This is a genomic window from Pseudomonas sp. Lb2C2 (assembly GCF_052112205.1).
Classification (GTDB): domain Bacteria; phylum Pseudomonadota; class Gammaproteobacteria; order Pseudomonadales; family Pseudomonadaceae; genus Aquipseudomonas; species Aquipseudomonas kilonensis.
This window is the reverse complement of sequence record NZ_JAUTYW010000009.1, coordinates 273,052-299,417: the sequence shown is the minus strand read 5'-3', so window position 1 is coordinate 299,417 and position 26,366 is coordinate 273,052. Positions and strand designations below refer to the sequence as shown.

23 protein-coding genes are annotated in these 26,366 nt (G+C 60.7%); 12 read left to right on the top strand and 11 right to left on the bottom strand.

The genetic code is table 11. The annotated features are described in order from the left end of the window. Positions 1-330 precede the first annotated feature (330 nt). From Q7F16_RS26035 to Q7F16_RS26025, 3 genes are all read right to left on the bottom strand, one after another. Entirely contained in the window at positions 331-1,221 is an 891-nt protein-coding gene (locus tag Q7F16_RS26035) for a pseudouridine synthase (RefSeq protein ID WP_046063775.1), read from the bottom strand. Between the two features lie 72 nt (positions 1,222-1,293). Continuing rightward, positions 1,294-1,614 carry a hypothetical protein gene (locus Q7F16_RS26030; RefSeq protein WP_014337296.1) on the bottom strand — a complete coding sequence of 107 codons (321 nt, stop codon included), beginning with the start codon at positions 1,612-1,614 and terminating at the stop codon, positions 1,294-1,296. 92 nt (positions 1,615-1,706) lie between these two features. Then, positions 1,707-1,943 carry a glutaredoxin family protein gene (locus Q7F16_RS26025; RefSeq protein WP_014337295.1) on the bottom strand — a complete coding sequence of 79 codons (237 nt, stop codon included), beginning with the start codon at positions 1,941-1,943 and terminating at the stop codon, positions 1,707-1,709. Between the two features lie 189 nt (positions 1,944-2,132). Here Q7F16_RS26025 and Q7F16_RS26020 point away from each other — a divergent pair, with 189 nt between their 5' ends. Further along, positions 2,133-3,845: a cation:proton antiporter gene (locus tag Q7F16_RS26020; RefSeq protein ID WP_046063774.1), complete on the top strand. Its 1,713-nt coding sequence runs from the start codon at positions 2,133-2,135 to the stop codon at positions 3,843-3,845. A gap of 8 nt (positions 3,846-3,853) precedes the next feature. On the opposite strand, the gene Q7F16_RS26015 is transcribed toward Q7F16_RS26020, so the two are convergent. After that, entirely contained in the window at positions 3,854-5,062 is a 1,209-nt protein-coding gene (locus tag Q7F16_RS26015; RefSeq protein WP_046063773.1) for an ammonium transporter, read from the bottom strand. A gap of 339 nt (positions 5,063-5,401) precedes the next feature. Here Q7F16_RS26015 and Q7F16_RS26010 point away from each other — a divergent pair, with 339 nt between their 5' ends. The 7 genes from Q7F16_RS26010 (at position 5,402) to Q7F16_RS25980 (ending at position 15,664) form a co-directional block, all read left to right on the top strand. Then, the gene (locus Q7F16_RS26010) at positions 5,402-5,716 is read left to right on the top strand and encodes a DUF883 family protein (protein WP_003199441.1); all 315 of its coding nucleotides are present in this window, start codon (positions 5,402-5,404) and stop codon (positions 5,714-5,716) included. A gap of 2 nt (positions 5,717-5,718) precedes the next feature. After that, positions 5,719-6,108 (top strand): phage holin family protein, encoded by a 390-nt coding sequence (locus Q7F16_RS26005; RefSeq protein ID WP_024618372.1) that lies wholly within the window; start codon positions 5,719-5,721, stop codon positions 6,106-6,108. Then, entirely contained in the window at positions 6,105-6,440 is a 336-nt protein-coding gene (locus tag Q7F16_RS26000) for a hypothetical protein (RefSeq protein ID WP_409557337.1), read from the top strand. The genes Q7F16_RS26005 and Q7F16_RS26000 overlap by 4 nt, the downstream gene beginning before the upstream one ends. Positions 6,441-6,551: 111 nt before the next feature. Beyond that, complete coding sequence (locus Q7F16_RS25995; RefSeq protein WP_046063771.1) at positions 6,552-7,880, top strand: deoxyguanosinetriphosphate triphosphohydrolase; 1,329 nt, start codon at positions 6,552-6,554, stop codon at positions 7,878-7,880. Between the two features lie 460 nt (positions 7,881-8,340). Then, on the top strand, positions 8,341-8,967 hold the full coding sequence (locus Q7F16_RS25990; protein WP_014337291.1) for a response regulator transcription factor: 627 nt from the start codon (positions 8,341-8,343) through the stop codon (positions 8,965-8,967). Between the two features lie 11 nt (positions 8,968-8,978). Beyond that, complete coding sequence (locus Q7F16_RS25985; protein WP_409557336.1) at positions 8,979-12,599, top strand: transporter substrate-binding domain-containing protein; 3,621 nt, start codon at positions 8,979-8,981, stop codon at positions 12,597-12,599. A 116-nt stretch (positions 12,600-12,715) separates the two neighbouring features. After that, positions 12,716-15,664 (top strand): HD domain-containing phosphohydrolase, encoded by a 2,949-nt coding sequence (locus tag Q7F16_RS25980; protein ID WP_409557335.1) that lies wholly within the window; start codon positions 12,716-12,718, stop codon positions 15,662-15,664. On the opposite strand, the gene Q7F16_RS25975 is transcribed toward Q7F16_RS25980, so the two are convergent. Beyond that, on the bottom strand, positions 15,665-16,147 hold the full coding sequence (locus Q7F16_RS25975; protein WP_046063768.1) for a GAF domain-containing protein: 483 nt from the start codon (positions 16,145-16,147) through the stop codon (positions 15,665-15,667). Further along, a complete protein-coding gene (locus Q7F16_RS25970) occupies positions 16,144-17,034 on the bottom strand; it encodes an ATP-binding protein (protein ID WP_046063767.1) in 891 nt (296 codons plus the stop codon). The genes Q7F16_RS25975 and Q7F16_RS25970 overlap by 4 nt, the downstream gene beginning before the upstream one ends. Before the next feature lie 163 nt (positions 17,035-17,197). Between Q7F16_RS25970 and Q7F16_RS25965 the strand changes: the two genes are divergently transcribed. After that, positions 17,198-19,519, top strand: coding sequence for a hybrid sensor histidine kinase/response regulator (locus Q7F16_RS25965; protein ID WP_046063766.1), 2,322 nt, complete (start codon positions 17,198-17,200; stop codon positions 19,517-19,519). Here Q7F16_RS25965 and Q7F16_RS25960 read toward each other — a convergent pair. The 3 genes from Q7F16_RS25960 to msrB all read right to left on the bottom strand — a co-directional run bounded on the left by Q7F16_RS25960 (position 19,503) and on the right by msrB (position 21,026). After that, positions 19,503-19,964 (bottom strand): MarR family winged helix-turn-helix transcriptional regulator, encoded by a 462-nt coding sequence (locus Q7F16_RS25960; protein WP_018603147.1) that lies wholly within the window; start codon positions 19,962-19,964, stop codon positions 19,503-19,505. The two genes, Q7F16_RS25965 and Q7F16_RS25960, sit on opposite strands and share 17 nt — an antisense overlap. Further along, positions 19,961-20,446, bottom strand: coding sequence for a glutathione peroxidase (locus Q7F16_RS25955; RefSeq protein WP_409557334.1), 486 nt, complete (start codon positions 20,444-20,446; stop codon positions 19,961-19,963). The genes Q7F16_RS25960 and Q7F16_RS25955 overlap by 4 nt, the downstream gene beginning before the upstream one ends. A 184-nt stretch (positions 20,447-20,630) precedes the next feature. Beyond that, positions 20,631-21,026 carry a peptide-methionine (R)-S-oxide reductase MsrB gene (msrB, locus tag Q7F16_RS25950; RefSeq protein ID WP_046063765.1) on the bottom strand — a complete coding sequence of 132 codons (396 nt, stop codon included), beginning with the start codon at positions 21,024-21,026 and terminating at the stop codon, positions 20,631-20,633. A gap of 220 nt (positions 21,027-21,246) precedes the next feature. Between msrB and Q7F16_RS25945 the strand changes: the two genes are divergently transcribed. Then, positions 21,247-22,458: a pyridoxal phosphate-dependent aminotransferase gene (locus tag Q7F16_RS25945; RefSeq protein WP_046063764.1), complete on the top strand. Its 1,212-nt coding sequence runs from the start codon at positions 21,247-21,249 to the stop codon at positions 22,456-22,458. A 303-nt stretch (positions 22,459-22,761) separates the two neighbouring features. Then, positions 22,762-23,649: a protease HtpX gene (gene htpX, locus Q7F16_RS25940; RefSeq protein WP_003183732.1), complete on the top strand. Its 888-nt coding sequence runs from the start codon at positions 22,762-22,764 to the stop codon at positions 23,647-23,649. A gap of 476 nt (positions 23,650-24,125) precedes the next feature. Here the strand turns inward: htpX and Q7F16_RS25935 are convergent, their stop codons facing one another. Beyond that, complete coding sequence (locus Q7F16_RS25935) at positions 24,126-24,422, bottom strand: hypothetical protein (protein ID WP_409557338.1); 297 nt, start codon at positions 24,420-24,422, stop codon at positions 24,126-24,128. A 323-nt stretch (positions 24,423-24,745) separates the two neighbouring features. Next, positions 24,746-25,399, bottom strand: coding sequence for a thiopurine S-methyltransferase (locus Q7F16_RS25930; protein ID WP_409557333.1), 654 nt, complete (start codon positions 25,397-25,399; stop codon positions 24,746-24,748). A gap of 104 nt (positions 25,400-25,503) precedes the next feature. On the opposite strand from Q7F16_RS25930, the gene Q7F16_RS25925 reads away from it, so the two are divergent. Then, positions 25,504-26,271 carry a DODA-type extradiol aromatic ring-opening family dioxygenase gene (locus tag Q7F16_RS25925; protein WP_409557332.1) on the top strand — a complete coding sequence of 256 codons (768 nt, stop codon included), beginning with the start codon at positions 25,504-25,506 and terminating at the stop codon, positions 26,269-26,271. The last annotated feature ends 95 nt before the right edge of the window (positions 26,272-26,366 follow it).

Here is a 26,366-nt window from a genome sequence, read left to right as displayed (position 1 = left end):
TCGGGGAGCAAGGTAGTTTGACCTCGGTGTTCACCTTGGATGAAGCGTTTCATGGGCAGCCCTTGCGATGAAATCCTGGGGGAATCATAGCAAGGGTTGGCTTCGGTGTTTTTACACACTCTGGGCCATGGATGGCCCTTCGCGGCGGGCCCACGGAGCAATGCCGGAGTGAGGGCACACCGAGCCTAGGCGAGGTGCCGAGTGGTGGGGCAAGCCTTTTTTGCTTACTTTTTTTGGCGTTTGAAAAAAAGTGAGTCGCCGTAAGGGCGAAACCCTAAGTAGCCGTTACCGAAGAAACGGATATACACACCATTCCCCCTGAACAAAAAACTACCAGTGCAACGAAATACCGCTCTCGAACACCCGCTCCTGACCAGTAACCGGATCAACAAAACGCAACCCTTGAGCCAGCAGCTTTAAAGGATTCGAGTAATCATCCTCAACATCCCGAAGCACATCAGGATAAAACGGATCATTGCAGATCCCCGCCCCAAGGGCATTCATGTGAACCCGCAACTGATGCTTCTTACCCGTAACCGGATACAAGCCATAGCGCCACAACTCGCCGTTCCTTTCCAGCACTTCGATGGCCGTTTCGGTATTGGGCTCGCCCGGCCCTTCCTGCATTCGGAAGAACGGTTCGCCATCGATCATCCGGCTTTTATGCACCCGTGGAAAGGTCAGCCCGGGCAATGCGCGGGCAATGGCCTGGTAGCGCTTTTCGATCTGCCGCGTCGGGAACAACGACTGATACGCCGAGCGGGTGTTCGGGTTGGACGAAAACAACACCAGCCCGGCCGTATGCCGATCGATGCGGTGCAAGGGCACCAGATGAGGGTTGTCCAACCGACGGATCAGCCGTCGCAACAAGGTCTGCTCGACGTATTCACCTGCGGGAGTGACAGGCAGAAAATGTGGTTTGTCTGCCACCACCAGGTGTTCGTCGGCGTACAGGATAGACTCCACCACCGGGATCGGCTTCTCGTCGGGCACTTCACGGAAGTAGTGGATGCGCAGGCCTTCGCGGTATGGCAAGTCGACCTGGATGGCCTTGCCCTCTGCGTCCAATACCCGCCCCCGAGCGATCCGGTCCAGCCACTGCTCGCGACTGATGGCGCTGAAATGCTCGCACAGGCACTCCAGCACCGTCTGCCAGGAACCGGGTGGCAGATACAACGTACTGGCCTGATGATGAGCGGCGGAAAACGATGAACCGGACATTGAAAACTCTTAGGCATTTTTGCAGGGTGGCATTATCCGACAGTCGCACCAGCCAGCCCAGCAATGATTGCCCTACGCCGTGACTGAAGTCGGTTTTGCCGCCGCTTCAGTGAACTCTTTCAACCAGCGCAGTACTTCCACCGCCTCCCAGCGACCTGGATCGTACAGCGCGTACAGCAGGCCCTGGTAACCCACCACATCCAACTGTTTGTGATAGCCGGCACGCTGGAACAACGCTTCGATCTCGGCAAAACAGGTGTTGAAATGCAGTTTATTGAAGGGTGTCTTGCCTTCGGTAACCAAGCCATCCAGGCGCAGTTCCAGGACTGCCTCGCGTACAACGTCCGCGGACATCCTGTTTACGCTGCTTTTCAGTTGTTCGACATTGACCAAGGGGACGCACTCCAGATAGCTGTATGGGCATACAGTAACCGAAGCATGGTACTTTCGCCAACCGCAGTATCAGGAACTGACGGATGAGCCGCTCAACGGAGAAAGGTCACGATCTGTTCGGCCTCGAAGGGCCAGTCCAGCTCGGCACCGGTATCCAGCCTGCGCAGCACGGGAATACGCAGCCCATAACTGTCCACCCAGGCTTCGCGTTCTGAAATGTCCACCAGCTCCACCAACAATCCATGTTCGACGAAAGGCATCAGTTCAGCTTCGGCTACTTCGCAAAGATGACACCCCAGGGTGCCGAACAACTGGCATTCAGGAAGCATGGCGGGTAGACCCAAAAAAGATAGACGGTCATTCTAGGCTCGACCCGGGAAACCGTCGAGTCGCTGGCTCGCTTGCGGGTGTATCGGTAAAACGCTGATGCACATCACTGAGCGCCAATGCTTTTCCAGCCACGCTTGTCGCATTTTCCCCTCTACGCTGTGCGTTGTAGCCTTGAAACGGAGTTCCCCTTGTTTGCCAACCTGCTGATCATCCTTGCCTCGTCCCTGGTGGTCATCGCCTTGTTCAGGCGGCTGCGCCTGCCACCCGTATTGGGTTATCTCTGCGTCGGGCTGGCGGTCGGGCCTACCGCGCTGGACTGGGTCAACGACAGCGAAGAACTGCCAGACCTGGCCGAGCTCGGGGTGGTGTTCCTGCTGTTCTCGCTGGGGTTGGAGTTTTCCCTGTCGAAAATGCTCGAACTGCGTCGGGTCGTGTTCGGCCTCGGCAGCCTGCAGGTGCTGTGCTCGGGGGCGGTCCTGGCGGGATTGCTGGTCATGCTCGGCGCGCCAGTGATCGCCGCGTTGTTGCTCGGTGCCGGGCTGGCCTTGTCCTCCACTGCCATCGTCAGCAAGGAGTTGACCAGCCTGGGAGAGATTTTCAGCAGCCACGGCCAGAACGCCATCGGCGTGTTGTTGTTCCAGGATGTGGTCGCGGTGCTGCTGTTGACGCTGGTGCCGGTATTCGCCGGCAGCAGCGAGCACCCGTGGTACTGGGCGCTGCCCTTGACCCTGGGCAAGACCCTGGTGTTGTTCGGCGGCCTGCTACTGGCCAGTCGGCTGCTGTTGCCCCGGCTGTTCCATGAAGTGGCGGCGTCCCGATCCGCAGAACTGTTCGTGCTGCTGGCCCTGGTGATCGTGTTGCTGACGGCATGGCTGACCCACCTGCTCGGCTTGTCGCCGGCCCTGGGTGCATTCCTGGCGGGCATGCTGCTGGGAGAAAGCCACTACCGGCATCAGATCGAGGCCGACATACGCCCGTTCCGCGACATCCTGCTGGGGCTGTTCTTTGTCAGCATCGGCATGCTGATCGACCTGCAGCTGTTCCTCGATGACGGCTTGTTGATCCTGGGATTGACCCTCGGCTTGATGCTCATCAAGGGCTGCGTGGTCGCGATCCTGGTGAAATGGCGCGGCAGCGACGTTGAAACCGCCTGGCGCAGTGGCCTGGCGCTGGCCCAGGGCGGCGAATTCTGTTTTGCCCTGATGGCGCTGATGCAGCAGAACCGCCTCATGCCCGCCGACATCAGCGGCTTGCTGCTGGCCGCGACATTCTGCTCGATGCTGCTGACCCCGTTGTTGCTGCGCGCCGCGCCACGCGTCGCCGCCCGCCTGCATCGCAAACCCAACGAAGAGGCGCAACTGGACCAGATCAGCGCACTAAACGCCGGCTTGTCGGGCCATGTGGTCATTTGCGGCTACGGCCGCGTCGGCCAGTCCATCGGGCGATTCCTGCGCCGCGAAGGCCAGGCGTTCGTCGCCCTGGATGACGACCCGGTGATCATCCAGGAAGCCACCGTCGGGGAAAACTGCGTGCACTACGGGGATTCACGACGAGGTGACCTGCTTGCGGCCGTTGGCTTGAGCCGCGCCAGGTTGCTGGTGATCGCGGTGGACAAGACCGACATCGCCATCACCGTGCTCAAGGCGGCCCGGCAGGTCAACCATCAGGTACCGATCCTGGTGCGCACCCGTGACGACAGCCAACTGGCCGAGTTGCAGGCGGCCGGGGCCAGCGAAGTGGTCCCGGAGCTGCTGGAGTCAAGTCTGATGCTGGCTTCCCACGCCCTGATCATGCTCGGCCTGCCCGAGCAGCAGGTCCAGCAGCATGTGGATCAGGTCCGTCACGACCGTTATCGCCTGCTCCATGGTTTTTATCCCGGCAACCAGGACAAGGAGCCTTAGTGCAACGCTCAGTCCTGGCTGACCGCACCGATCTTGTGAATCGACAGGTCGGCGCCGTAATACTCTTCTTCCTGGGTCAGGCGCAGCCCCAGCACGGCCTTGATCACGCCATAGACCGCAAACCCGCCGGCCAGGGCGACGACAACACCCAGCGCCGTGCCAATCAACTGGCTGATCAGGCTGACCCCACCCAGGCCGCCCAAGGCACTCTGGCCAAAGACGCCACAGGCAATGCCGCCCCAGACCCCGCACAGCCCGTGCAACGGCCAGACACCGAGCACATCGTCGATCTTCCACTTGCCTTGGGCCGCCGTGAAGCACCAGACAAACAAGGCACCGGCAATGGCACCGGTGGCCAGCGCACCGACCGGGTGCATCAGGTCGGACCCGGCACAGACCGCCACCAACCCGGCCAGCGGGCCGTTGTGCAGGAAGCCTGGGTCATTGCGCCCGACAATCAACGCCGCCACGGTACCGCCCACCATGGCCATCAACGAATTGACCGCCACCAGCCCGCTCACCCCGGGCAAGGTCTGGGCACTCATCACGTTGAAACCGAACCAGCCGACAATCAGGATCCACGAACCCAAGGCCAGGAATGGAATGCTCGAAGGCGCGAACGCCACCAGGCGACCGTCCCGGTAGCGGCCGTTACGCGGGCCGAGCAAGAGCACCGCCGCCAACGCCAGCCAGCCGCCCATGGCATGCACCACCACGGAACCGGCGAAGTCATGGAAACTGGCGCCGAACCGGGCTTGCAGCCACGCCTGCAGGCCAAAATTGCCGTTCCAGACCAGGCCTTCGAAAAACGGATAGACAAACGCCACGATCAGCACCGTGGCACACAACTGCGGTGCGAACCGCGCACGCTCGGCAATACCGCCGGAAATGATGGCCGGGATCGCGGCGGCAAAAGTCAGCAGGAAGAAGAACTTCACCAGGCTGTAGCCATGATCGGCGCTGAGCACCGCCGCCGGTTGCAGGAAGGTCACACCGTAGGCAATCCAATAGCCTATAAAGAAGTAGGCCAGGGTCGAGACCGCAAAATCGCTGAGGATTTTCGACAGCGCATTGACCTGGTTCTTTTGCCGGACCGTTCCCACTTCAAGAAACGCAAAGCCGGCGTGCATGGCCAGGACCATGACTGCGCCGAGCAGGATGAACAGCGTATTGGAGCTGTGGACCAGACTGTCCACGGCACTTTGTATATTTTCCATGGTATTGGCAGACCTGAAAAAGTTGAAAAAAGCACCAAATCGGCTCGCTTGCCTTGCGAGCGCACCAAGTTGAAACGACTCATTGGCCGGACGCAGGCCGCTGAACCGCTTTGGTGCGCAAGAACGGTCAAAACGAAATCCCGCCTGGAGGTGCTTCGCGGGTTTTGATTATTTGGGTTAAGGTTTTTCGGGCTTTCGCCCAGCTTCAGCGCACTGGCGCAGGCTGACGCACCAGTACATGGCAAAAGTCTGAGCAAAAGTTGTACCAGTCACTTTCACTGAACCTTCCGGGAAGGCTCATACTCGAACGTTTCAGACGTCACTTACGGAGATTCACCGATGGCCAGAACCCAGGCAAAGACTGCTCAAGAAACCCTGATGGAAGATTTCCAGACGCTGGTCAGCGACACGGAACGGTTGCTCGATCACACCGCGACGCTGGCAGGCGATCAAGCCGATGCACTGCGCAGCCAGATTCACGAAACCCTCCTGCGCGCCCGCGAAACGCTCAAGCTGACGGAAGATTCCATGCGCGAACGCGGCCAGGCTGCGGTGGTCGCCACCGAGGAATACGTACAGGCCAACCCTTGGCAATCCGTGGGCATTGCCGCGGGCGTGGGCTTTCTGATTGGTCTGCTGGCGACACGGCGCTAATGATGGGTATCGACGAATCCGGCTCGTCCGAAGCGGGCACACAACCGACAGCACGTCGCCTGGGCGCGGCGTTTCTTGGCTTGCTGCATAGCCACGTCGAATTGTTCGGCATGGAGTTGCAGGAACAGAAGGCACGCACCGTCAGCCTCCTGCTGTTCGCCGGTCTTGCGCTGGTGTTCGGCTTGCTGCTGTTGGTCGGGCTTTCGGCGCTGGTACTGATCCTGGTATGGGACACCTATCGCCTGGCGGGTATTATCGGCCTGTGCCTGTTCTACCTGCTGGCAGCGCTGTTCTGCGGTCTGCGGCTCAAGGCAGCGATCTATGACGAGTCCTCCCCTTTCAACGCCACCCTCGAAGAACTGGCCAATGACCGGGAGCGCCTGCTGCCATGAGCCTGCCTGATATCCCTCAAGCCCGAACCCGACAGGAAATGCGCAAGGCGCTGGTGCGTCTGCGCATGGAAATGCATCGCCAGGAAATCCGTCAGGAAACGCGCCAGTTGCTGCAGCCCTTGCAACGGGTGCGCGGCTTGACGCAAAGCTGGCACGAAGGTTTCGGCATCAAGCATGCGCCACTGTGGGGTGTGGCGGCGGTGTCCCTGCTCGGTTTCATCACCGGCAAACGGACCCGCAACGGCGGCGGCGGTGGCTTGACAGGCCTGATCCGCCTGGCAACGACATTGCTGCCGTTGATCAAGGTGGCCAAAGACCTGCGCAAACCCTGAGGGCCTCGCCACAGGGTTGTGTATCAAGTCTATGCAGGCCTATAGGCCTTGCAGGGCAGCCCACGAACCGGGAAGCTAGGGCATCGACATCATCAAACGGAGCAACCGGCCTTGGATTGGCATACCCTGCTGACTCGCGAACGCCTCGGAAAACCGCTGCACAGTCCGCAAGAGCTGGGCCGCAGTCCTTTCCACAAGGACCACGACCGCATCATCTTTTCCGGCGCCTTCCGCCGTCTCGGACGCAAGACCCAAGTGCATCCGGTCTCCAGCAACGACCACATCCATACGCGCCTGACCCATTCCCTGGAAGTCAGCTGCGTCGGGCGTTCCCTGGGCATGCGCGTGGGAGAAACCATCCGCAATGCCCTGCCTGACTGGTGTGAGCCAAGCGACCTGGGCATGGTGGTGCAATCGGCCTGCCTGGCCCACGACATTGGCAACCCACCGTTCGGTCACTCCGGTGAGGATGCTATCCGCTATTGGTTTCAGCAGGCCGCCGGCCGTGGTTGGCTCGATGCAATGAGCGAAGCCGAGCGCAACGACTTCCTCAATTTCGAAGGCAACGCCCAAGGATTTCGCGTTCTCACCCAGCTTGAATACCATCAGTTCGACGGGGGGACGCGTCTGACCTATGCCACCCTCGGCACCTATTTGAAGTACCCCTGGACCGCCCGCCACGCCGACTCGCTGGGCTACAAGAAACACAAGTTCGGTTGCTATCAGAGCGAACTGCCACTGTTGGAGCAGATCGCCCACAAACTCGGTTTGCCACAGATCGAGGAGCAACGCTGGGCGCGGCATCCCTTGGTGTACCTGATGGAGGCCGCCGATGACATCTGCTACGCACTGATCGACCTGGAAGACGGCGTGGAGATGGATCTCCTGGAATACCCGCAGGTGGAATCGCTGCTCCTGGACCTGGTGGGCGACGATCTTCCGGACACTTACCGCCAGCTAGGGCCGCTGGACTCGCGGCGACGCAAACTGGCGATCCTGCGAGGCAAGGCCATCGAACACCTGACCAACGCCGCCGCCCGGGCTTTTGTCGAACAGCAGGAAGCATTGCTTGCCGGCACATTGCCGGGGGATTTGGTGGAGCATATGCACGGCCCGGCAAAACGCTGCGTGTTGAATGCCAAGGACATGGCGCGCCGCAAAATTTTCCAGGACAAGCGCAAGACCCTGCATGAAATCGGTGCCTACACCACGCTGGAAATCCTGCTCAACGGATTTTGCGGAGCCGCCCTCGAACAGCACGGAGGCCGTACGCCTTCGTTCAAGAATCGCCGCATTCTCGACCTGCTGGGGAACAACGCGCCGGATCCCAACGGCCCTTTGCATGGTGCTTTCCTGCGCATGATCGACTTCATCGCCGGGATGACTGACAGCTACGCCAGCGAAATGGCCCAGGAGATGACCGGTCGCACACGCCAATAAAAGGCGTGGATCGACGGTGTGCTGCACCTGGCACAAAACCTGTGGGAGCGAGCTTGCTCGCGATGGCAGTGGATCTGTGCGCATCAATGCAGGATGTGCCACCGTCATCGCGAGCAAGCTCGCTCCCACAGGGATTGGCGGTGAATGTGAATTTTGTAGCGCTGCGCCACAAGGAGTTTGAAGTAGATAAATAACGATATGGCTTACAAAAAACTCGATTAAAACGCTTCTTTTGTTTGCACAAACAACACTATCAAAGAAATATCCCTTCACACATAGCCAACTCTCCCCCCCTCCTATTGCCACCCGCCTACTAAAAAACCGATTACATCGTAATATCTTGCCTCTTTTTTTGTAGGAAACTTCTGAAATTGAAGTTGCATGCCTGTCTCTTCGTACGGCCCTGGTTGTAAGTGGGCTAAGGTGCGCGCTTTATTCAAGTTCGCAGGGTAATTTATTCATGAACTCCGTTTTCATTGTCGACGATCATCCGGTCATCCGCCTCGCCGTTCGCATGCTTCTGGAGCATGAGGGCTATAAGGTCGTAGGAGAAACTGACAACGGCGTCGACGCGATGCAAATGGTGCGCGAATGCATGCCAGACCTGGTTATCCTGGACATCAGCATTCCCAAACTCGACGGGCTGGAAATCCTTTCGCGCTTCAATGCCATGACCACTCCGCTCAAGACACTGGTGCTCACGGCCCAGTCGCCGACGCTCTTCGGCATTCGATGCATGCAGTCCGGTGCCTCTGGTTACGTTTGTAAACAGGAAGACCTCAGCGAACTTGTCAGCGCGATCAAAGCAGTATTGTCCGGCTATAACTATTTCCCCAGCCAGGCACTGAATCCGGTACGCCCGGATGACCCTCGCAGTATCGAGCTGGACCTTTTCAAAAGTGTCAATGATCGGGAGCTGATGGTGCTGCAACTTTTTGCCCAAGGCCGTACCAACAAGGAAATAGCCAAAGGCATGTTTCTAAGCAATAAGACCGTCAGTACTTATAAGAAACGGCTGATGCAGAAACTCAAGGTCAAGTCCCTGGTCGAGCTGATTGAAATGGCGAAGCGCAACGCGCTGGTGTGAGAAGAAACAGGATGCTCAGACGCATAACCGAATGTCTCCTGCTGATCAGCGCAGCGTTATATGCAGGAGTGCTCATGGCGGCACCGGACGCGCCCGAGCACTATACGTTGCTGGGCCGTTCGTCCATGGCCCATACCGAGATCAAGCTGGATGACGTTCACCGCGCCTGGCTACAGGATCGGCAGGCGCTGGTCCTGGGAACGTCCGCGCCGGATTACCCGCCCTTCGATCTCTCCACCAGCGGACGCGACTACGAAGGCCTGACGGCCGATTACGCCGACATCATCGCCAAGGCCACCGGCCTGCCCATGAGCGTCCTGCGCTTCGACTCCCGCGAGGCGGCCATGGCCGCACTCAAGGATGGGCAAATCGATATGCTTGGCACCGCCAACGGTTTCGAAGCCCGCAACCCCGACATTGTGCTGTCGACGCCGTACGCAGTGGACCAACCCGTTCTCGTCACCCGAACGAATGAAAGCCGATCCCTGACTGACGATCTCGAAGGGTTGCGGCTGAGTATGGTCTACCACTACCTGCCGCTACGGGAAATTGAAAAACTCTACCCCAAGGCACTCATCACCACCTACCCGTCCTACCAGAACGCCATCAATGCCGTGGCCTTCGGCCAGGCCGATGTATTTCTCGGCGATACCCTTTCCACCCACTACATGATCAACAAGGGCTACTTGAGCAATATCCGCATGGCCAGCTTCGGCAAACACGAATCCCATGGCTTTGGTTTCGCCGTACGACGTAGCGACACCCGCTTGTTGGAAGTCATCAACGCTACGCTGAACCAAGTCTCCATTGCCGAGCAAGCCGCCATCTCCAAACGCTGGAGTGCAGGCAGCGACCTGTACCTCACGGACCACAGGATACAACTGACCGACCGCGAGCAACGCTGGCTGGCCAGGCATCCGGTGGTTCGGGTGGTGGTGAACGAAACCTCCGCGCCCTTCACCTTCTTCGATGCGGATGGGGACTTTCGCGGCATCAGTGCCGACCTGCTGGAACTGATCCGGCTGCGCACCGGCCTGCGCCTGGACATCCAGCGCCGCCAGAACGACAGCGAAATGATTACCGCGGTCCTCAACGATCAAGCCGACATGATCGCCGCGCTCTTGCCCAGCAGTGAACGACAACTCCAGTTGAAGTTCAGCCGCCCCTACGTTGACAGCTCGTTCGTCCTGCTGACCCGCAAACAGTCCGACACGCCCACGACACTCGATCAGTTCGGCCACGCCAGCCTGGCAATCGCCAAAGGCAATCCGGTCATTGAATGGCTACGCAGCCAGTACCCAGACATTCAAATCATCGAAACGGACGGCCCCTTGCGCGCCGTGGAAATGCTCGCCCATGGCCAGGTCGACGGCAGCGTGAACTCGCAGGTGATGGCCAACTATTTCATCTCCTCCTATGCGTGGCGCGACAGGTTGCAAATCAGCAGCACGGTGGGCACCCAACAGGCCATGTTCGCGCTGGCCACGGCAAAAAACGCCACAGAGTTGAACGCCATCCTCGACAAGGCCCTGACCAGCATCGACCCCGACGAACTGGGCGTCATCAACAACCGCTGGCGCGGTTACGTCTCGCCCTCGGAACACACCTGGCGCACCTACAACCGCCTGTTCCTCCAGGTCGGCGCGGGCATTGGCCTGTTGCTGCTGTTTTCCCTGGCGTGGAACGCCTACATGCAGCGCCAGATCAGGCAGCGTCAACGGGCGGAACTGGCCCTCAATGATCAGCTCGAATTCATGCATTCGCTGCTCAACGGCACCCCTCACCCCATCTACGTGAGGGATCGCAACGGCATCCTGCAAAGCTGCAACGACAGCTACCTGCAAACGTTCGATGTCAAGCGCGAAGACGTCATCGGCAAGAACCTGATGCCAGGTTCCATGAGCAACGCCTTCGAAGCGCAGGAGTACCAGGCGGACTACCAGCGTGTCATGGCCGAAGGCACCGCCCTGATCGTGGATCGGCCCCTGCACATCGGGGACAGGCAACTGACGATCTATCACTGGATCCTCCCCTACCGAAACTCTGCCGCCGAAGTGAAAGGCATCATCGGCGGCTGGATCGACATCAGTGAGCGGCGCCAGCTGTTCGAGGAACTGCGTGCGTCCAAGCAACGGGCCGATGACGCAAACCGCGCCAAAAGCACGTTCCTGGCCACCATGAGCCATGAAATCCGCACGCCGATGAACGCGGTGATCGGCATGCTTGAGCTGGCCCTGAAACAGGCCGACAAGGGCCGCGTGGACCGTTCAACCATCGAAGTCGCGTACGAGTCGGCCTCCGGCATGCTCGAGCTGATAGGTGACATCCTGGACATCGCCCGTATCGAATCCGGTCATCTGAGCCTGGCCCCCGAACGCGTCAATCTCGGGGCCCTGCTGCAATCAGTCATACGGGTCTTCGAGGGCGTGGCCCGGCAGAAGAACCTGGCGTTGTCCCTGCAGTTCGACGCCGCCGAGGGTAGCCCTGACGTGTTGATGGACCCGTTGCGATTCAAACAGGTGCTGTCGAACCTGATCAGCAATGCCCTCAAATTTACCGAGCAGGGCCAGGTAGTGATCAAGGTCCGGCTGTCTCCAACCGACCAGGACGACGTCCTGCAAATGCACCTGGAGGTCAACGACAGCGGCATCGGCATCGACCCGGCAGACCTGCAACGTTTGTTCAAGCCGTTTGCCCAGGTCGATAACACCAGCCGGATGGCCCGCAACGGCGCAGGGTTGGGGCTGGTGATCAGTCGCAACCTGTGCCGGATGATGGGCGGCAGCCTGGACATGAGCAGCCAGCCCGGCTTCGGCACCCAGGTCCAGGTCTGCCTGCAACTGACCGTCCTGTCGACGGCGCCGGTTTGCCCCCCACTTGAACCGGTCATCGGCACGGCCCAGGCCACCCTGAACGTCCTGATCGTGGACGATCATCCCGCCAACCGCCTGCTGATGTCGCAGCAACTGGAATACCTCGGCCATCACTACCAGGTCGCCCATGATGGTGCCCACGGGCTCGAGGTCTGGCAAAAAAACCATTTCGATCTGGTCATCGCCGATTGCAACATGCCCATCATGAACGGCTACGAACTGGCCCGGTCGATTCGTCGCGATGAGTCCGAGCAACAACGACCGCCCTGCACCCTCCTGGGGTTCACCGCCAATGCACAACCGGAGGAAAAACAACGCTGCCAGGACGCTGGAATGGATGACTGCCTGTTCAAGCCGATCAGCCTGAGCGCCTTGAGCCAATGGATCAAGACAGTCAAACCCGCCGGCCGCCCCACAGCTTTCAGCGTACAAAGCCTGCAGGCGTTGACCGGCGGCGACCCGTCGTCCAACCGGCGCCTGCTGGCCGAATTGCTCAGCAGCAGCCGCTCGGACCGCCAGGAATTGCTCGACGTCGCCCACGGCGCAAACAGGCAAGCGCTGACCGAAACGGCACACAAGATAAAAGGCGTCGCCCGCATCGTCCAGGCGACCTCGCTGATCCAGCGATGCGAGGCGTTGGAGCACGCTTGTCATCAAGCGCAGGCACCTGAGCAAATCAATGATTGCATCGACGCCCTCGACCGCGCCATGACCGAACTGGAGCGGGCCCTCGAAACAGAGATCGCCAAGGCAAAATAATCCAGCGTTTACTATGCTATTCGCTCAGCAGTGCGTACCTGGGGGGTTATCGATCGGTTTCCCTTGCACGCGGGAACACCCATCGAGAACACCCCCTGACACTTGGAGTGACTGCAATGCCCAGCGCACCGCGTCCGGACAAACGCCGGTTCCCCCTGCACGTCCACATCAGCGTGATGTTTACCCTGCTTTTGCTGCTGACCGGGGTGGTGCTGGGGATTTTCAATTACCGGCAAACCACGCAAATCATCCTGTCCAGCAGTGAAAAACTGTTCAACCGTATTGAACAGGATGTGCGCCTGGATTTGTACGACACCTACGAACCCATCCGTCACCTGTTGAGCCTGCTGGCTGACTACCCGGCGACGCGCACGCCGCAGATGGCGCAACGCCTGGCCCTGCTCGTGCCCTTCAGCCAGGCACTGCGGGACAACCCGAACCTGGCATCGTTGTACCTGGGCGATCAGCGCGGAAACTTCCTGATGGTCCGGCCGTTGCGCACCGCGGCCCTGAAAGCCGCCCTGCAGGCGCCGGCCGACTCGGCCTACCAGGTCTGGACCGTGGAGCGGGCCTCCGAGCAAGGCCCGGTTCATTCCCAGTCGCTGTTCTACGACGAGGCCCTGACACTCATCGGGCGCCGGGACATAGCCGACGAAATCTACGATCCCCGCGACCGCAGCTGGTTTCGCAGCGCCGTCGGCAGCACCGAGCAGATTACCACCGAGCCCTACGTTTTTTTCTCCACCCAAAATGTCGGCACCACCCTCGCCCGGCGCAGTGGCGAGCAGGCTGTCATCGGCGCCGACCTGACCCTGGTGGCGCTGTCCCAGACCCTGGCCAAGCACAAGGTGACGGCTGGCACCGAGGTCGTGCTGCTTGATCCCAGGGGCAACGCTGTGGGTTATCCCGACAGCCGCCGGCTGCTCGCCGACGCCCAGTCGGCACGCCTGATCAAGGCCCGCGACCTCAGCCCGGCCATCGCCGCCGCACTCGACAACAACACTGACACCACGCGCCTGGAAGTGGCCGGACGCCAGTGGATCGTTTCTCGCAGCCACATGCAGGAAGGCGGGCCCCAAGGCCTGGAACTGGCGTTGCTGGTCCCTGAAGATGAGCTGCTGGACAATGCCTATCGCATGCGCTGGCAAGGCGCGCTCATCACCCTTGCCACCCTGCTGCTGTGCCTGCCCCTGGGCTGGCTGACGTCCAGGATCCTGGTCAAGCCTTTGCGCGAACTGGTGCAGGAAGCCGATGCCATTCGCAGCTTTGACTTCAACTACCCGGTGTCCCGTCGCTCCCCGGTGCTGGAGGTCGATCAGTTGAGCGTCTCGATGGCGCGCATGAAAGAGACCCTGGCAAGTTTCTTTGAAATCACCGCCAGCCTGCGCGCCGAAACCCGCTTCGCCCCGTTGCTGGAACGGGTGTTGTTTGAAACCGTGAAGATCGGCCAGGCCCAGGCCGGCCTGATCTATCTGCGCGAGAACGACGACAATCGGGTCAAGCCGTATGGCCTGGTGATCGATGGAGCGCCCAGGGACCTCGACGCCTTCAAGTTGCGCAGTCATGAGCTACAGGCGAGCGCCAGCCCGCCATGGCTCCAGCAACTGGCTACCTCGGACAACCTCGTGGCATCCCTGGGCTTCGAACAGGCGGGCGACCTGCAGGGCGTGCTACGGGAGCTGGACTCGCCGCGGGTCCACTTGATCGGTATTCGCCTGCGCAATCGGCATCAGGAAACCGTCGGCGTACTGGTGTTGCTGGTCACCGACAGCGGCACCGAAGCCGACCTGGAAAAACTCCGGCCCGACCGCATCGCCTTCCTCCAGGCCGTGTCCGGCGCCGCCGCCGTGAGCATCGAGGCCCAGCGCCTGCAAGCCAGGCAAAAGCAATTGCTGGACGCCTTCATCCAATTGCTGGCCGGCGCGATCGACGCCAAGAGTCCCTATACCGGTGGCCATTGCCAGCGGGTGCCAGTCCTGACCCTGATGCTCGCCCAGGCCGCCGCTGCCAGCCAGGCACCGGCATTCGACGCCTACCGGCCAACGGAGGATGAATGGGAAGCCCTGCACATCGCCGCCTGGCTGCACGATTGCGGCAAGGTCACCACCCCCGAATACGTGGTCGACAAAGCCACCAAACTGGAAACCCTGAACGATCGAATCCACGAAATACGCACCCGCTTCGAAGTGCTCAAGCGCGACGCCTGGGTCGACTACTGGCAGGCCGTGGCAAGCGGCGGCGAGCCGTCATCCCTGGCGCAACAGCGTGACGCGACATTGACGGCCCTGGATGACGACTTCGCCTTCGTCGCCCGTTGCAACCTGGGCGCCGAAGCCATGGCCGAGGCCGACCTGCAACGCCTGCAGCAGATTGCCCAACGCCCGTGGACCCGGACCCTCGACGATCGCCTGGGGGTTTCCTGGGAAGAGAACCGACGCCAGGCCCGCACGCCCAAGCCGACACTACCGGTCACTGAGCCGCTGCTGGCAGACAAGCCCGAACACCTGCTCGAGCGCCACGCGGCCGAACTGATCCCGGCGGACAACCCATGGGGCTTCCAACTCGATGTACCGGCCTGGAAATACAACCGCGGCGAGCTTTACAACCTGAGCATCACGCGCGGCACGCTGACCCGCGAGGAGCGCTACGTCATCAATCATCACATGGTGCAGACGATTCTGATGCTCAGCCAGTTGCCCTTTCCCAGCCACCTGGACAATGTGGCGGAGATCGCCGGCGGTCATCACGAGAAAATGGATGGCAGCGGTTATCCCAAGCGCCTCAGACGCGAAGAGATGAGCCTGCCGGCGCGCATGATGGCTATTGCCGACATTTTCGAAGCGCTGACGGCGGCCGACCGCCCCTACAAGAAGGCGAAAAAACTGAGCGAGGCCCTGGGCATCATGGCCACCATGTGCCGTGACGCCCATATCGATCCCGAGCTGTTCGAGCTGTTCATCGAAGAAAAAATCTACGAGAGCTACGCCAACCAATTCCTCGACCCGCACCAGATCGATGAAATCGATCCCCACGGCCTGCTGGTCAAGGCAGGGTTGAAGGTATGATCAGCAATCCGTCAGGCGCAGGAAGATCGCGGCCAACTGCTCGATGCCGGCTTGATCATGTTCGGTAAAGCGCGCCAGTTTCGGACTGTCCAGGTCGAGCACGCCGATCAGGCACCCGTCCTTGACCAGCGGCACCACCAGCTCGCTGTTCGACGCGCTGTCGCAGGCGATGTGCCCGGCGAAGGCATGGACGTCTTCGACGCGCTGGGTCTGCCGGGTCGCTGCCGCCGTACCGCACACGCCGCGGCCAAAGGGGATCCGCACGCAGGCGATCTGGCCCTGGAACGGTCCCAGGACCAACTCTTCGTTGCGATTGAGGTAGAAACCGGCCCAGTTCAGATCATCCAGCTGACTGGACAGGAAAGCCGAGAACTGCGCGGCGTTGGCGATGAAGTCACGCTCATCGGCCAGCAAGGATTCCAGCTGTGCCGATAACAGCGCGTAGCCGTCAAGGCCGACTCCGGTGCCCTTCAAATCGATCATGCCTTGTGCTCCAACAATTTCAGGCCTACCCAATAACGGGCAAACTGATAAGCGCAACGTCCGTTGCGATTGCCGCGCCCGGTTGCCCAGCGCACCGCCAGCACATCCAGCGCTTCGTCGCGCTGCCAGGCCAGCCCGGCCTTGGCCGCCAGTTCGCCGATCCAGTGCTCCACCACGTTGAGGAAATGCTCCTGGGTAAACGGATAAAACGACAGCCACAGGCCAAAGCGGTCGGACAAGGCGATCTTGTCCTCCACCGCTTCGCTGGGGTGAAGTTCGCCGTCGACCCGCTTCCAATTCTCGTTGTCGCTTTCCTTTTCCGGCACCAGGTGACGACGGTTGGAGGTGGCATACAGCAGCACGTTGTCCGGCGCCTGCTCCAGGGATCCATCCAACACGCTCTTGAGCACGCGATAATCGCCTTCACCGGATTCGAACGACAAGTCATCGCAGAACAACACGAAGCGCTGGGGCAGTTTCGCCACCTGCTCGACCACGCGGGGCAGATCGGCCAGGTGATCGCGTTCGATCTCGATCAACCGCAATCCCTGTTGGGCATGCTCAGCCAACAGGGCACGCACCAGGGACGACTTGCCGGTGCCACGCGAGCCCCAGAGCAAGGCATGGTTGGCGGGCATGCCATCGATGAATTGCCGAGTGTTGCGGCCCAGTTGTTCAACCTGGCGGTCCACGCCGATCAGGTCCGACAAGCGCATGTCGAGGCTGACCTGCAGCGGCATCAGATAGCCGCTGCGCCCGTCACGCTGCCAACGGGCGGCCAGGGTCTGGGCCCAATCGATGGCGGGCCGGGGCGCCGGCAACAAAGGTTCGATCCGGGCCAGCACGGCATCGGCACGCTCAAGAAAAGCATTCAATCGCGAGTCCACGTCTTCTCCTCGGACAGGTTCACAGTAATGATGGCGCTCGTGCTACGAAACGCCGTATCCAATGGCGGGTCTACTTCACACAATACACACCGGCTGCACCGGTATTCAGAGATGATCAGCTATGCTTGACCGGCGAAGGGAAACGTAAGTGGTTCATCACTCAATGGACATCAGATTCACCCAACGGCTTTCCTATAAGCAGGCCCGCCTGACCGTCCTGGTGGGCTTCGTGCTGGGCACTTTGCTCAGCCTGATGCAGATCGGCATCGATTATGCCAGCGAAGACGCGTCGATCAACCGTGAAATCCTCTCGCTGCTGGAAATCAGCCACAACCCGGCCTCGCGCATCGCCTACAACATCGACGCCGAACTCGCCCAGGAGTTGTCCATGGGCCTGTTGCGCTCACCGGCCATCATCGGGGCCGAGCTGATCGACAACAACAATACCGTGCTGGCCAGCGTCAAGCGGCCCGAGCTGCAAAGCAGCTACCGGTTCATCAGCGACTTCCTGTTCGGCGCCCAGCGGCAGTTCGAGGACCGGCTCTACCTGGATCACTTGCCCAGCGAATCCCTGGGCATACTGCGACTGGACGTCGACACCTATGCGTTCGGCAGTCGTTTCCTGCGCCGTGCCGAGGTCACCTTGCTCAACGGCTTCGCCCGCAGCCTGATCCTGACCGGCCTGCTGCTGGCGCTGTTCTACGTGATGCTGACCAAGCCCCTGGTGCGGGTCATCCGCGAACTGAGCAGCCGCGACCCGAGCAGCAGCGAACAGAGCCACCTGGAATGCCCTTCCGGCCATCAGTCCGATGAAATCGGCGTGCTGGTGTCCGTCGCCAACCAGCAGTTCGAAAACATCTCCACCGAAATCCAGCAGCGGCGTACGGCCGAAAATCGCCTCACCGAATACCTGGCGCAACTGGAGAACATCGTCTCGGCACGCACCGCCGAACTCAAGGCCATCAATGCCCGCCTCAGCCAGTCCAACGAGGAGCTGGAAGTGGCCCGGCGCACAGCCCTGGACATGGCCGAAGCCCGCTCCGCGTTCCTCGCCAACATGAGCCACGAGATCCGCACACCGCTCAACGGCCTGCTGGGCATGATCGCGCTCTCCCTGGATGGCCCCCTGACGGCCGAACAACAGCAGCAGCTATCGATTGCCCATGACTCGGGCAAGGTATTGGTCGAACTGCTCAACGACATCCTCGACCTGTCGAAATTCGACGCCGGCCAACTGGAACTCGAACGCATTCCGTTCGATCTCGGCTCCCTGGTGGAGGATACCGCCAACCTGCTTTCCCAGAACGCGGCCCCCAGTGTCGAACTGGCGTGCCTGATCGACCCGCAGTTCCCGGCGCAGGTAGTCGGCGACCCAACCCGGGTGCGCCAGATCGTCAGCAACCTGCTGTCCAACGCACTGAAGTTCACGCGCTTCGGTCGGGTCGACGTGAAGATGAGTCATTACGAAGGCGGCGTGCGAATCGAGGTCTGCGACACGGGCATTGGCATTCCCCAGGAAGCCCAGGCGAGAATCCTGCAACCGTTCACCCAGGCAGGCGCCGGGATTACCCGCCAGTTTGGTGGCACCGGCCTGGGCCTGGCATTGACCTACAACCTCTGCGAAGCCATGCAGGGCCGGTTGACGATCAGTTCCGAAGCCGGCTTTGGCAGCCAGTTCTGTGCCGATCTGCCCCTGCCGTGCCATACCCCGGCGACGCCGGTCGAACCGTTGCACGGCAACGTCGTCGCCATCACCGCCAGCAGCAGCGGGCTGGCCGAGTTGCTAGGCATGCTGTTGCCGGGATGGGGCCTGGATTATGTGCAGCGCTCCATCGACGACGGGTTGCTGGGGCTCACGCCTGACGTACTGATTACCGACTGCCCGGAATGCCTGTTCAACCTGCGGCCGACCTTTGACGCGCCGATCCTGCTGGTGACCGCCTATGGCAGTTTCATGCCTGGCGAGGAAGCCGCCGCCCTCGCCCCGCTGATACAACAGGCCCGGCCGCTGGCGCGCCATGCGCTGTACCAGATTCTGCGACGCGCCATGCAAAGCGAGGCGACCATCATCAATGACGCACAGATCGAAGCCCTGGCGCCAGCCAAGCGTGGACGGGTGCTGCTGGTGGAGGACAACCCGGTCAACCAACTGGTGGCCAAGGGGATGTTGGTGAAGCTGGGCTGCGAAGTCACTGTCGCGGCCCATGGCGTCGAAGCCCTGGATCAACTGGAACAGCGGGTGTTCGACCTGGTGTTGATGGACTGCAACATGCCGGTGATGGATGGTTACGAAGCCAGCCGGCAGATCCGCCGCAGCGGGAGCTGGTCGGACCTGCCGATTGTGGCCCTGACGGCCAACGCGATGCCCGAGGAGCGCGAGCGCTGCCGTGCGGCCGGCATGAACGATTACCTGTCCAAGCCGTTTCGCCGCGAAGAACTGGCCGCAGTGTTGGACCAGTGGGTGCCGACTACGTCAGCGCTTTGATCTGGCCCAGCAGGTGATCGAGACCGTCTCGCAACGTTCCGAGGCGGTCCAGGTCAACGCCGCTGTCACACAACAGGCGGGCCTTGAGCGGGCCGACCTGTTCACGCAAGGCTCGCCCTGCAGCCGACAGGCTCAAGTGCACCTCCCGCTCGTCCCGGGCCGAACGCTGGCGCTGGACCAGGTCCAGCTGTTCCAGGCGCTTGAGCAGTGGCGTCAGCGTGCCGGAATCCAGCGCCAAACGCTCACCCAGGGCCTTGACCGTCGGCTGCTGCGGGGCCGTGTCCTGCCATTCCCACAACACCAGCATCACCAGGTATTGCGGATAGGTCAGGCCGAGCTGATCGAGCATTGGCTTGTAGCCGCGGATTACCGCACGCGAAGCGGCGTACAGCTTGAAGCACAACTGGCTGTCGAGCTTCAGCGAATCGGCTGACAGGTCATTCATTTGAGCAGCGCTTCGATCTCACCAGTCAGGTCCTGGGGCTTGGTGGTCGGGGCAAAACGCTTGACCACCTGACCGTCCTTGCCGATCAGGAACTTGGTGAAATTCCACTTGATGCCTTTGGACCCCAGCACGCCAGGCGCCCGCTGTTTAAGCTGGACGAACAGGGGGTGGGCGTTGGCACCGTTGACCTCGATTTTCTTGAACAGCGGAAAACTCACACCGAAGTTCAGCTCGCAAAACTCGGTAATCGCCCCTTCGCTGCCCGGCTCCTGCTTGCCGAACTGATTGCAGGGAAAGCCCAGCACCACCAGGCCCTGGTCCTTGTAGGTCTGCCACAGCGCCTCAAGCCCCTTGTACTGCGGGGTGAACCCGCACTGGCTGGCCGTGTTGACCACCAGCACCGCCTTGCCGGCGAAATCGGCGAGGGTCTTTTGCTCACCCTTGATGGTGGTGCACGGGATGCTCAGCAGATTGTCGCTCATGGCAAGGCTCCAGATGGGAAGAACAGAACGCTGAAGATAGCTAGCAATTAAATTGTATGCAATTTAATTATCAAAAATACCCACACCACAAACTGTGGGAGCAAGGCTTGCCCGCGATGAAGGCGATACGGTCGTTCAGAAATCGAGATGCCCTGTTTCGCGAGCAAGCTTTGCTCCCACCAAATTATTCTCGGGGGACCAGATCCAGGCACACCGAGTTGATGCAGTACCGCAACCCCGTGGGCGGCGGGCCGTCGGGGAAGACGTGGCCCAAGTGGGCGTCGCATCTGGCGCAGACCACCTCGGTGCGAACCATGCCGTGGCTGACGTCCCGCACCTCCACCACCGCGCTGCCCTCGATCGGCGCGTAGAAACTCGGCCAGCCGCAGCCGGAATCGAATTTGGTCTGCGAATCGAACAACGGTTCGTTGCAGCAGATGCAGTGGTACACACCGTCGGTCTTGGTGGCGTTGTATTTACCGGAGAACGGCCGTTCGGTGCCCTTCAATCGACAGACGTTGTACTGCTCCGGGTCGAGCATGGCATGCCATTCTTCAAGGGTTTTCTCCAACTTTTCCATCGTCCCACCTCGGCAATTGAAAAAGCCCGATCCGACGCTTTTCCGCAGATCGGGCGGCACGTATGATTGCGCCTCGTCAGACGCCAGTCTGGCAGCCACGTCATGCGCATTCAAACGGATTGTGACGCATGTACCGCGTCAGGCCTGGGCACAGACGCAGGATCCCCAGTACGGCCGTTCATACGCCACCTGGATCGTTCATTTTCGGGAACACATCGCCATGCAGGTCAGCAAATCGAACAAGCTCGCCAACGTCTGCTACGACATTCGCGGCCCGGTGCTCAAGCACGCCAAACGCCTGGAAGAGGAAGGCCATCGCATCCTCAAGCTGAACATCGGCAACCCGGCCCCCTTTGGTTTCGAAGCGCCCGATGAAATCCTCCAGGACGTCATCCGCAACCTGCCAACCGCCCAGGGCTACAGCGACTCCAAGGGCCTGTTCAGTGCCCGCAAGGCCGTGATGCAGTACTACCAGCAGAAGCAGGTCGAAGGGATCGGCATCGAGGACATCTACCTGGGCAACGGCGTGTCCGAGCTGATCGTGATGTCCATGCAGGCCCTGCTCAACAACGGCGACGAAGTGCTGGTGCCGGCACCGGACTATCCGCTGTGGACCGCTGCCGTGAGCCTGTCCGGTGGCAACCCGGTGCATTACCTGTGCGACGAACAGGCCAACTGGTTTCCCGACCTGGCGGACATCAAGGCCAAGATCACGCCCAATACCAAGGCACTGGTGATCATCAACCCGAACAACCCGACCGGCGCCGTGTATTCCAGGGAAGTGTTGCTGGACATGCTGGAACTGGCCCGCCAGCACAACCTGGTGGTGTTCTCCGACGAGATCTACGACAAGATCCTCTACGACGATGCCGTGCATGTGTGCACCGCGTCCCTGGCGCCAGACCTGCTGTGCCTGACCTTCAACGGCCTGTCCAAGTCCTATCGGGTCGCTGGTTTCCGCTCCGGCTGGATCGCCATCTCCGGGCCCAAGCACCATGCCCAGAGCTACATCGAAGGCATCGACATGCTGGCCAACATGCGCCTGTGTGCCAACGTGCCGAGCCAGCATGCGATCCAGACGGCGCTGGGCGGCTACCAGAGCATCAACGACCTGGTCCTGCCCCAGGGCCGGCTGCTGGAACAGCGCAATCGCACCTGGGAACTGCTCAACGACATCCCCGGCGTCAGTTGTGTCAAGCCGATGGGCGCGCTGTATGCCTTCCCGCGGATCGACCCGAAGGTCTGCCCGATCCACAACGATGAAAAATTCGTCCTCGACCTGCTGCTGTCCGAAAAGCTGCTGGTGGTCCAGGGTACGGCGTTCAACTGGCCGTGGCCGGATCACTTCCGCGTCGTGACCCTGCCGCGGGTCGATGACCTCGACCAGGCCATTGGCCGGATCGGCAACTTCCTCAAGTCCTACCGTCAATAAGCCAGACAGCGTGCGGGGAGCCGTCGCCTCGCACGCTGTTTGATTCAGCAACATATCCGTTCTGCCGACTCTGCAAGGCCTTCTACACTACGGGTTGGACCGCCGACGCCCCCCCCAGGCTCAACGTTCACGGGGTGCAAGCGTCGTATTTCTTTTCCCCATTCACTTTCAGAAAAGTCTTTCAAACATTTAGGACGCCTGTAGGACACAGTTTGAAATAGTCGGCGAGTTGAATAGCCTGCGGCAGCACCTTATATACCCCGCATAACGCTACATCTTTAGCACGAGGAGATTTTCACAACCATGATGCGCATCCTGCTGTTCTTGGCCACTAACCTGGCGGTCGTGCTGATTGCCAGCATCACCCTGAGCCTCTTCGGCTTCAACGGGTTCATGGCGGCCAATGGGGTTGACCTCAACCTCAATCAGCTGCTGATCTTCTGTGCGGTGTTCGGTTTCGCCGGTTCCCTGTTCTCGCTGTTCATCTCCAAGTGGATGGCGAAGATGAGCACCGGCACCCAGATCATCAGCCAGCCGCGCACTCGTCACGAACAATGGCTGCTGCAGACCGTCGAGCAACTGTCCCGCGAAGCCGGTATCAAGATGCCGGAAGTCGGGATCTTCCCGGCCTACGAGGCCAACGCCTTCGCCACCGGCTGGAACAAGAACGACGCACTGGTCGCCGTCAGCCAGGGGTTGCTCGAGCGGTTCTCGCCCGATGAAGTCAAGGCCGTGCTGGCCCACGAGATCGGCCACGTCGCCAACGGCGACATGGTGACCCTGGCGCTGATCCAGGGCGTGGTGAACACCTTCGTGATGTTCTTCGCCCGCATCATCGGCAACTTCGTCGACAAGGTGATCTTCAAGAACGAAGAAGGCCAGGGCATCGCCTACTACGTGGCGACCATCTTCGCCGAGCTGGTACTGGGCATCCTCGCCAGCGCCATCGTCATGTGGTTCTCGCGCAAGCGCGAGTTCCGCGCCGACGACGCCGGTGCACGCCTGGCCGGCACCAGTGCCATGATCGGTGCCCTGCAGCGCCTGCGCGCCGAGCAAGGCTTGCCGGTGCACATGCCTGACACCCTGAATGCCTTTGGCATCAACGGTGGCATCAAGCAGGGCCTGGCACGCATGTTCATGAGCCACCCGCCGCTGGAAGAGCGTATCGACGCACTGCGTCGTCGGGGCTGATCGTTAGCCTCAAGAGAAAACCCGCAGAAATGCGTAATGCTGGTTCAGCTTAGAGAAAACGGCGCTTCTTTCAGAGATGGGAAGCGCCGTTTTTTTGCGGTATCTACTTGCTTTGGTGTGTATATCCGTTGCTGCGGTAACGGCGGCTTAGGGTTCCGCTCTTACAGCGGCTCACTTTTGAGAAGCGCAAAAGTAAGCAAAACGCTTCATGCCCCACCACTTGGTGCCTCGCCTAGGCTCGGCATGCCTGAACGAAGGCATTGCTCCGTGGGCCGCCGCGAAGGGCCATCCATGGCCCAGCGCGGCTACCTCGGCATCCATGCCGAGGTGCCCACTGCGCAATACCTTCGTTCAGCCAGCGTGGTTAACGGGGCGCCGAGATCAACGTCCTCCCCGAGGCGGCCTGATAGCCGACCTGGTTCTTGATGGGGCCGCGTTTCTCCTGTGGGAGCGGGCTTGCTCGCGAAGGCGATGTGTCAGTTTGCGGTGATGCCGTATGTGCCGGTCTCATCGCGAGCAGGCTCGCTCCCACAGGTTTTGCGGTGCACATGGGCTTTGGGTCTGCTGAAGATCCAATGTGGGAGCGAGCTTGCTCGCGATAGCGGTGGCTCAGCCACATAGATGCCGGTATGTGCCCCGCTCTTGCTCTTGCTCTTGCTCTTGCTTTGGATCTTGACCTTGATCTGGAGCGCCCCGTTAACCACGCTGGCCGAACGCAGGCATTGCGCAGTGGGCATCCCGGCATGGATGCCGGGATAGCCGCGCTGGGCCATGGATGGCCCTTCGCGGCGGGCCCACGGAGCAATGCCGGAGTGAGGGCACACCGAGCCTAAGCGAGGTGCCGAGTGGTGGGGCAAAAGCGTTTTGGTTACTTTTGCGCTCTTCAAAAGTCACCCGCTGTAAAAGCGGAACCCTAAGTGGCCGTTACCGCAGCAACGGATATGTACTCGATCAACAAATCCAAGCCACCTGCCAGGCCGCCTTCGCGAGCAAGCCCGCTCCCACAAGGGAACTTGGGTGACCACAGGTTTTATGTTCACAGCAGATCCAATGTGGGAGCGAGCATGCTCCCGATGGCATCAGCACAACCACCGCTTCAACCTCTGGACAGCCGATAAACACGCTCATCCAGCCGCTTCACACCCGCCTGCAAAAACTTCCAGCTCTCCCCCAACACATCCTGCTCCTGCAACACCTCCAACTGCCAGACACCTCCCAGCAGCCGCTGCACCTCATCATCCCCGACAGAGAACGGTGGGCCAGGCATTTCATCCTGGTTGTAATCCAAGGTAATCAACAAACCGACCCCATCGGGCAGGATCTTCTGCAGATGAGCCGCGTACCGTTCCCGCATTGGCACGGGCAACGCGATTAATGCGGCGCGATCATACAGTGCCGTGCAATCGGCCACATCCTGCGGGCCCAGGGCAAAGAAATCACCACAGCGAATCTCGATATCACCGGCACGGAACACCCTGAAAGCACCCTCTTCACTCACAACCGGCTCAAGTTGATGCTCAAGGAAAAAATCAGTGGCGGCTTTTTCCGACAGTTCCACGCCCAACACCGAATACCCCTGATGGGCAAGCCACAGCAGATCCAGGCTTTTGCCACACAACGGCACCAGCACCCAACTGCCCTGGGCCAAGCCCAATTGCGGCCAGAAACGCTGAAGGTAGGGGTTCACCTCCGGCAAGTGAAAACCAATCTGGTTCGATGACCAGCGCTTGTGCCAAAACTCGGGCTCCATGATTCGCTCCAAAAAATTCGATCAAAATGGGCTAAAACTTATATTAGATTTAGATCATTGACCTGACGGAAGATGACTCCATCTTAACGCTCAGGAGTCCGTTCATGCTGCCCAGCCTGTTTATCTCCCATGGCTCACCGATGCTCGCCCTGGAGCCCGGCGATAGCGGTCCGGCATTGGCTCGCCTGGCCGCTCAATTGCCCAAGCCCAAGGCCATCGTCATCGTGTCCGCCCACTGGGAAAGCAACGAACTGCTGGTCAGCGCCAATCCGCAGCCGCGCACCTGGCACGACTTCGGCGGCTTTCCACCAGCCCTGTATGAGGTGCAGTACCCCGCGCCTGGCGATCCTCAACTGGCGACGCAAGTCGCAGCCATGCTCAACACCGCGCACCTGCCGGCACGCCTCGACCCTCAACGGCCGTCCGACCATGGCGTCTGGGTGCCATTGTCTTTGATGTACCCCGAGGCCGACATCCCGGTGGTGCAGGTTTCCCTGCCCAGCCGCCAGGGACCGGTGTTGCAGACACAGGTCGGCCAGGCCCTCGCGAGCCTGCGTCAGCAGGGCATCTTACTGATCGGTTCCGGCAGCATCACCCATAACCTGCGCGACCTGGACTGGAACGCCGGCCCCGACAGCATTGAGCCCTGGGCCAAGGACTTTCGCGATTGGATGGTTGAGAAGCTGGCGGCCGACGACGAGGCCGCGCTGCATGATTACCGTCGCCAGGCGCCGAACGCCGTGCGCAGCCACCCCAGCGATGAGCACTTGCTGCCGCTGTATTTTGCCCGGGGTGCGGGGGGCAAGTTCAGTGTTACCCATGCCGGGTTCACGATGGGGACGCTGGGGATGGACATCTATCGGTTTGACTGACTGATTGACCGCGTCGCTGCAATCGCGAGCAAGCTCGCTCCCACATTGGATTTCGCCGCTCACGCCTCCCCCTGTGGGAGCGAGCTTGCTCGCGA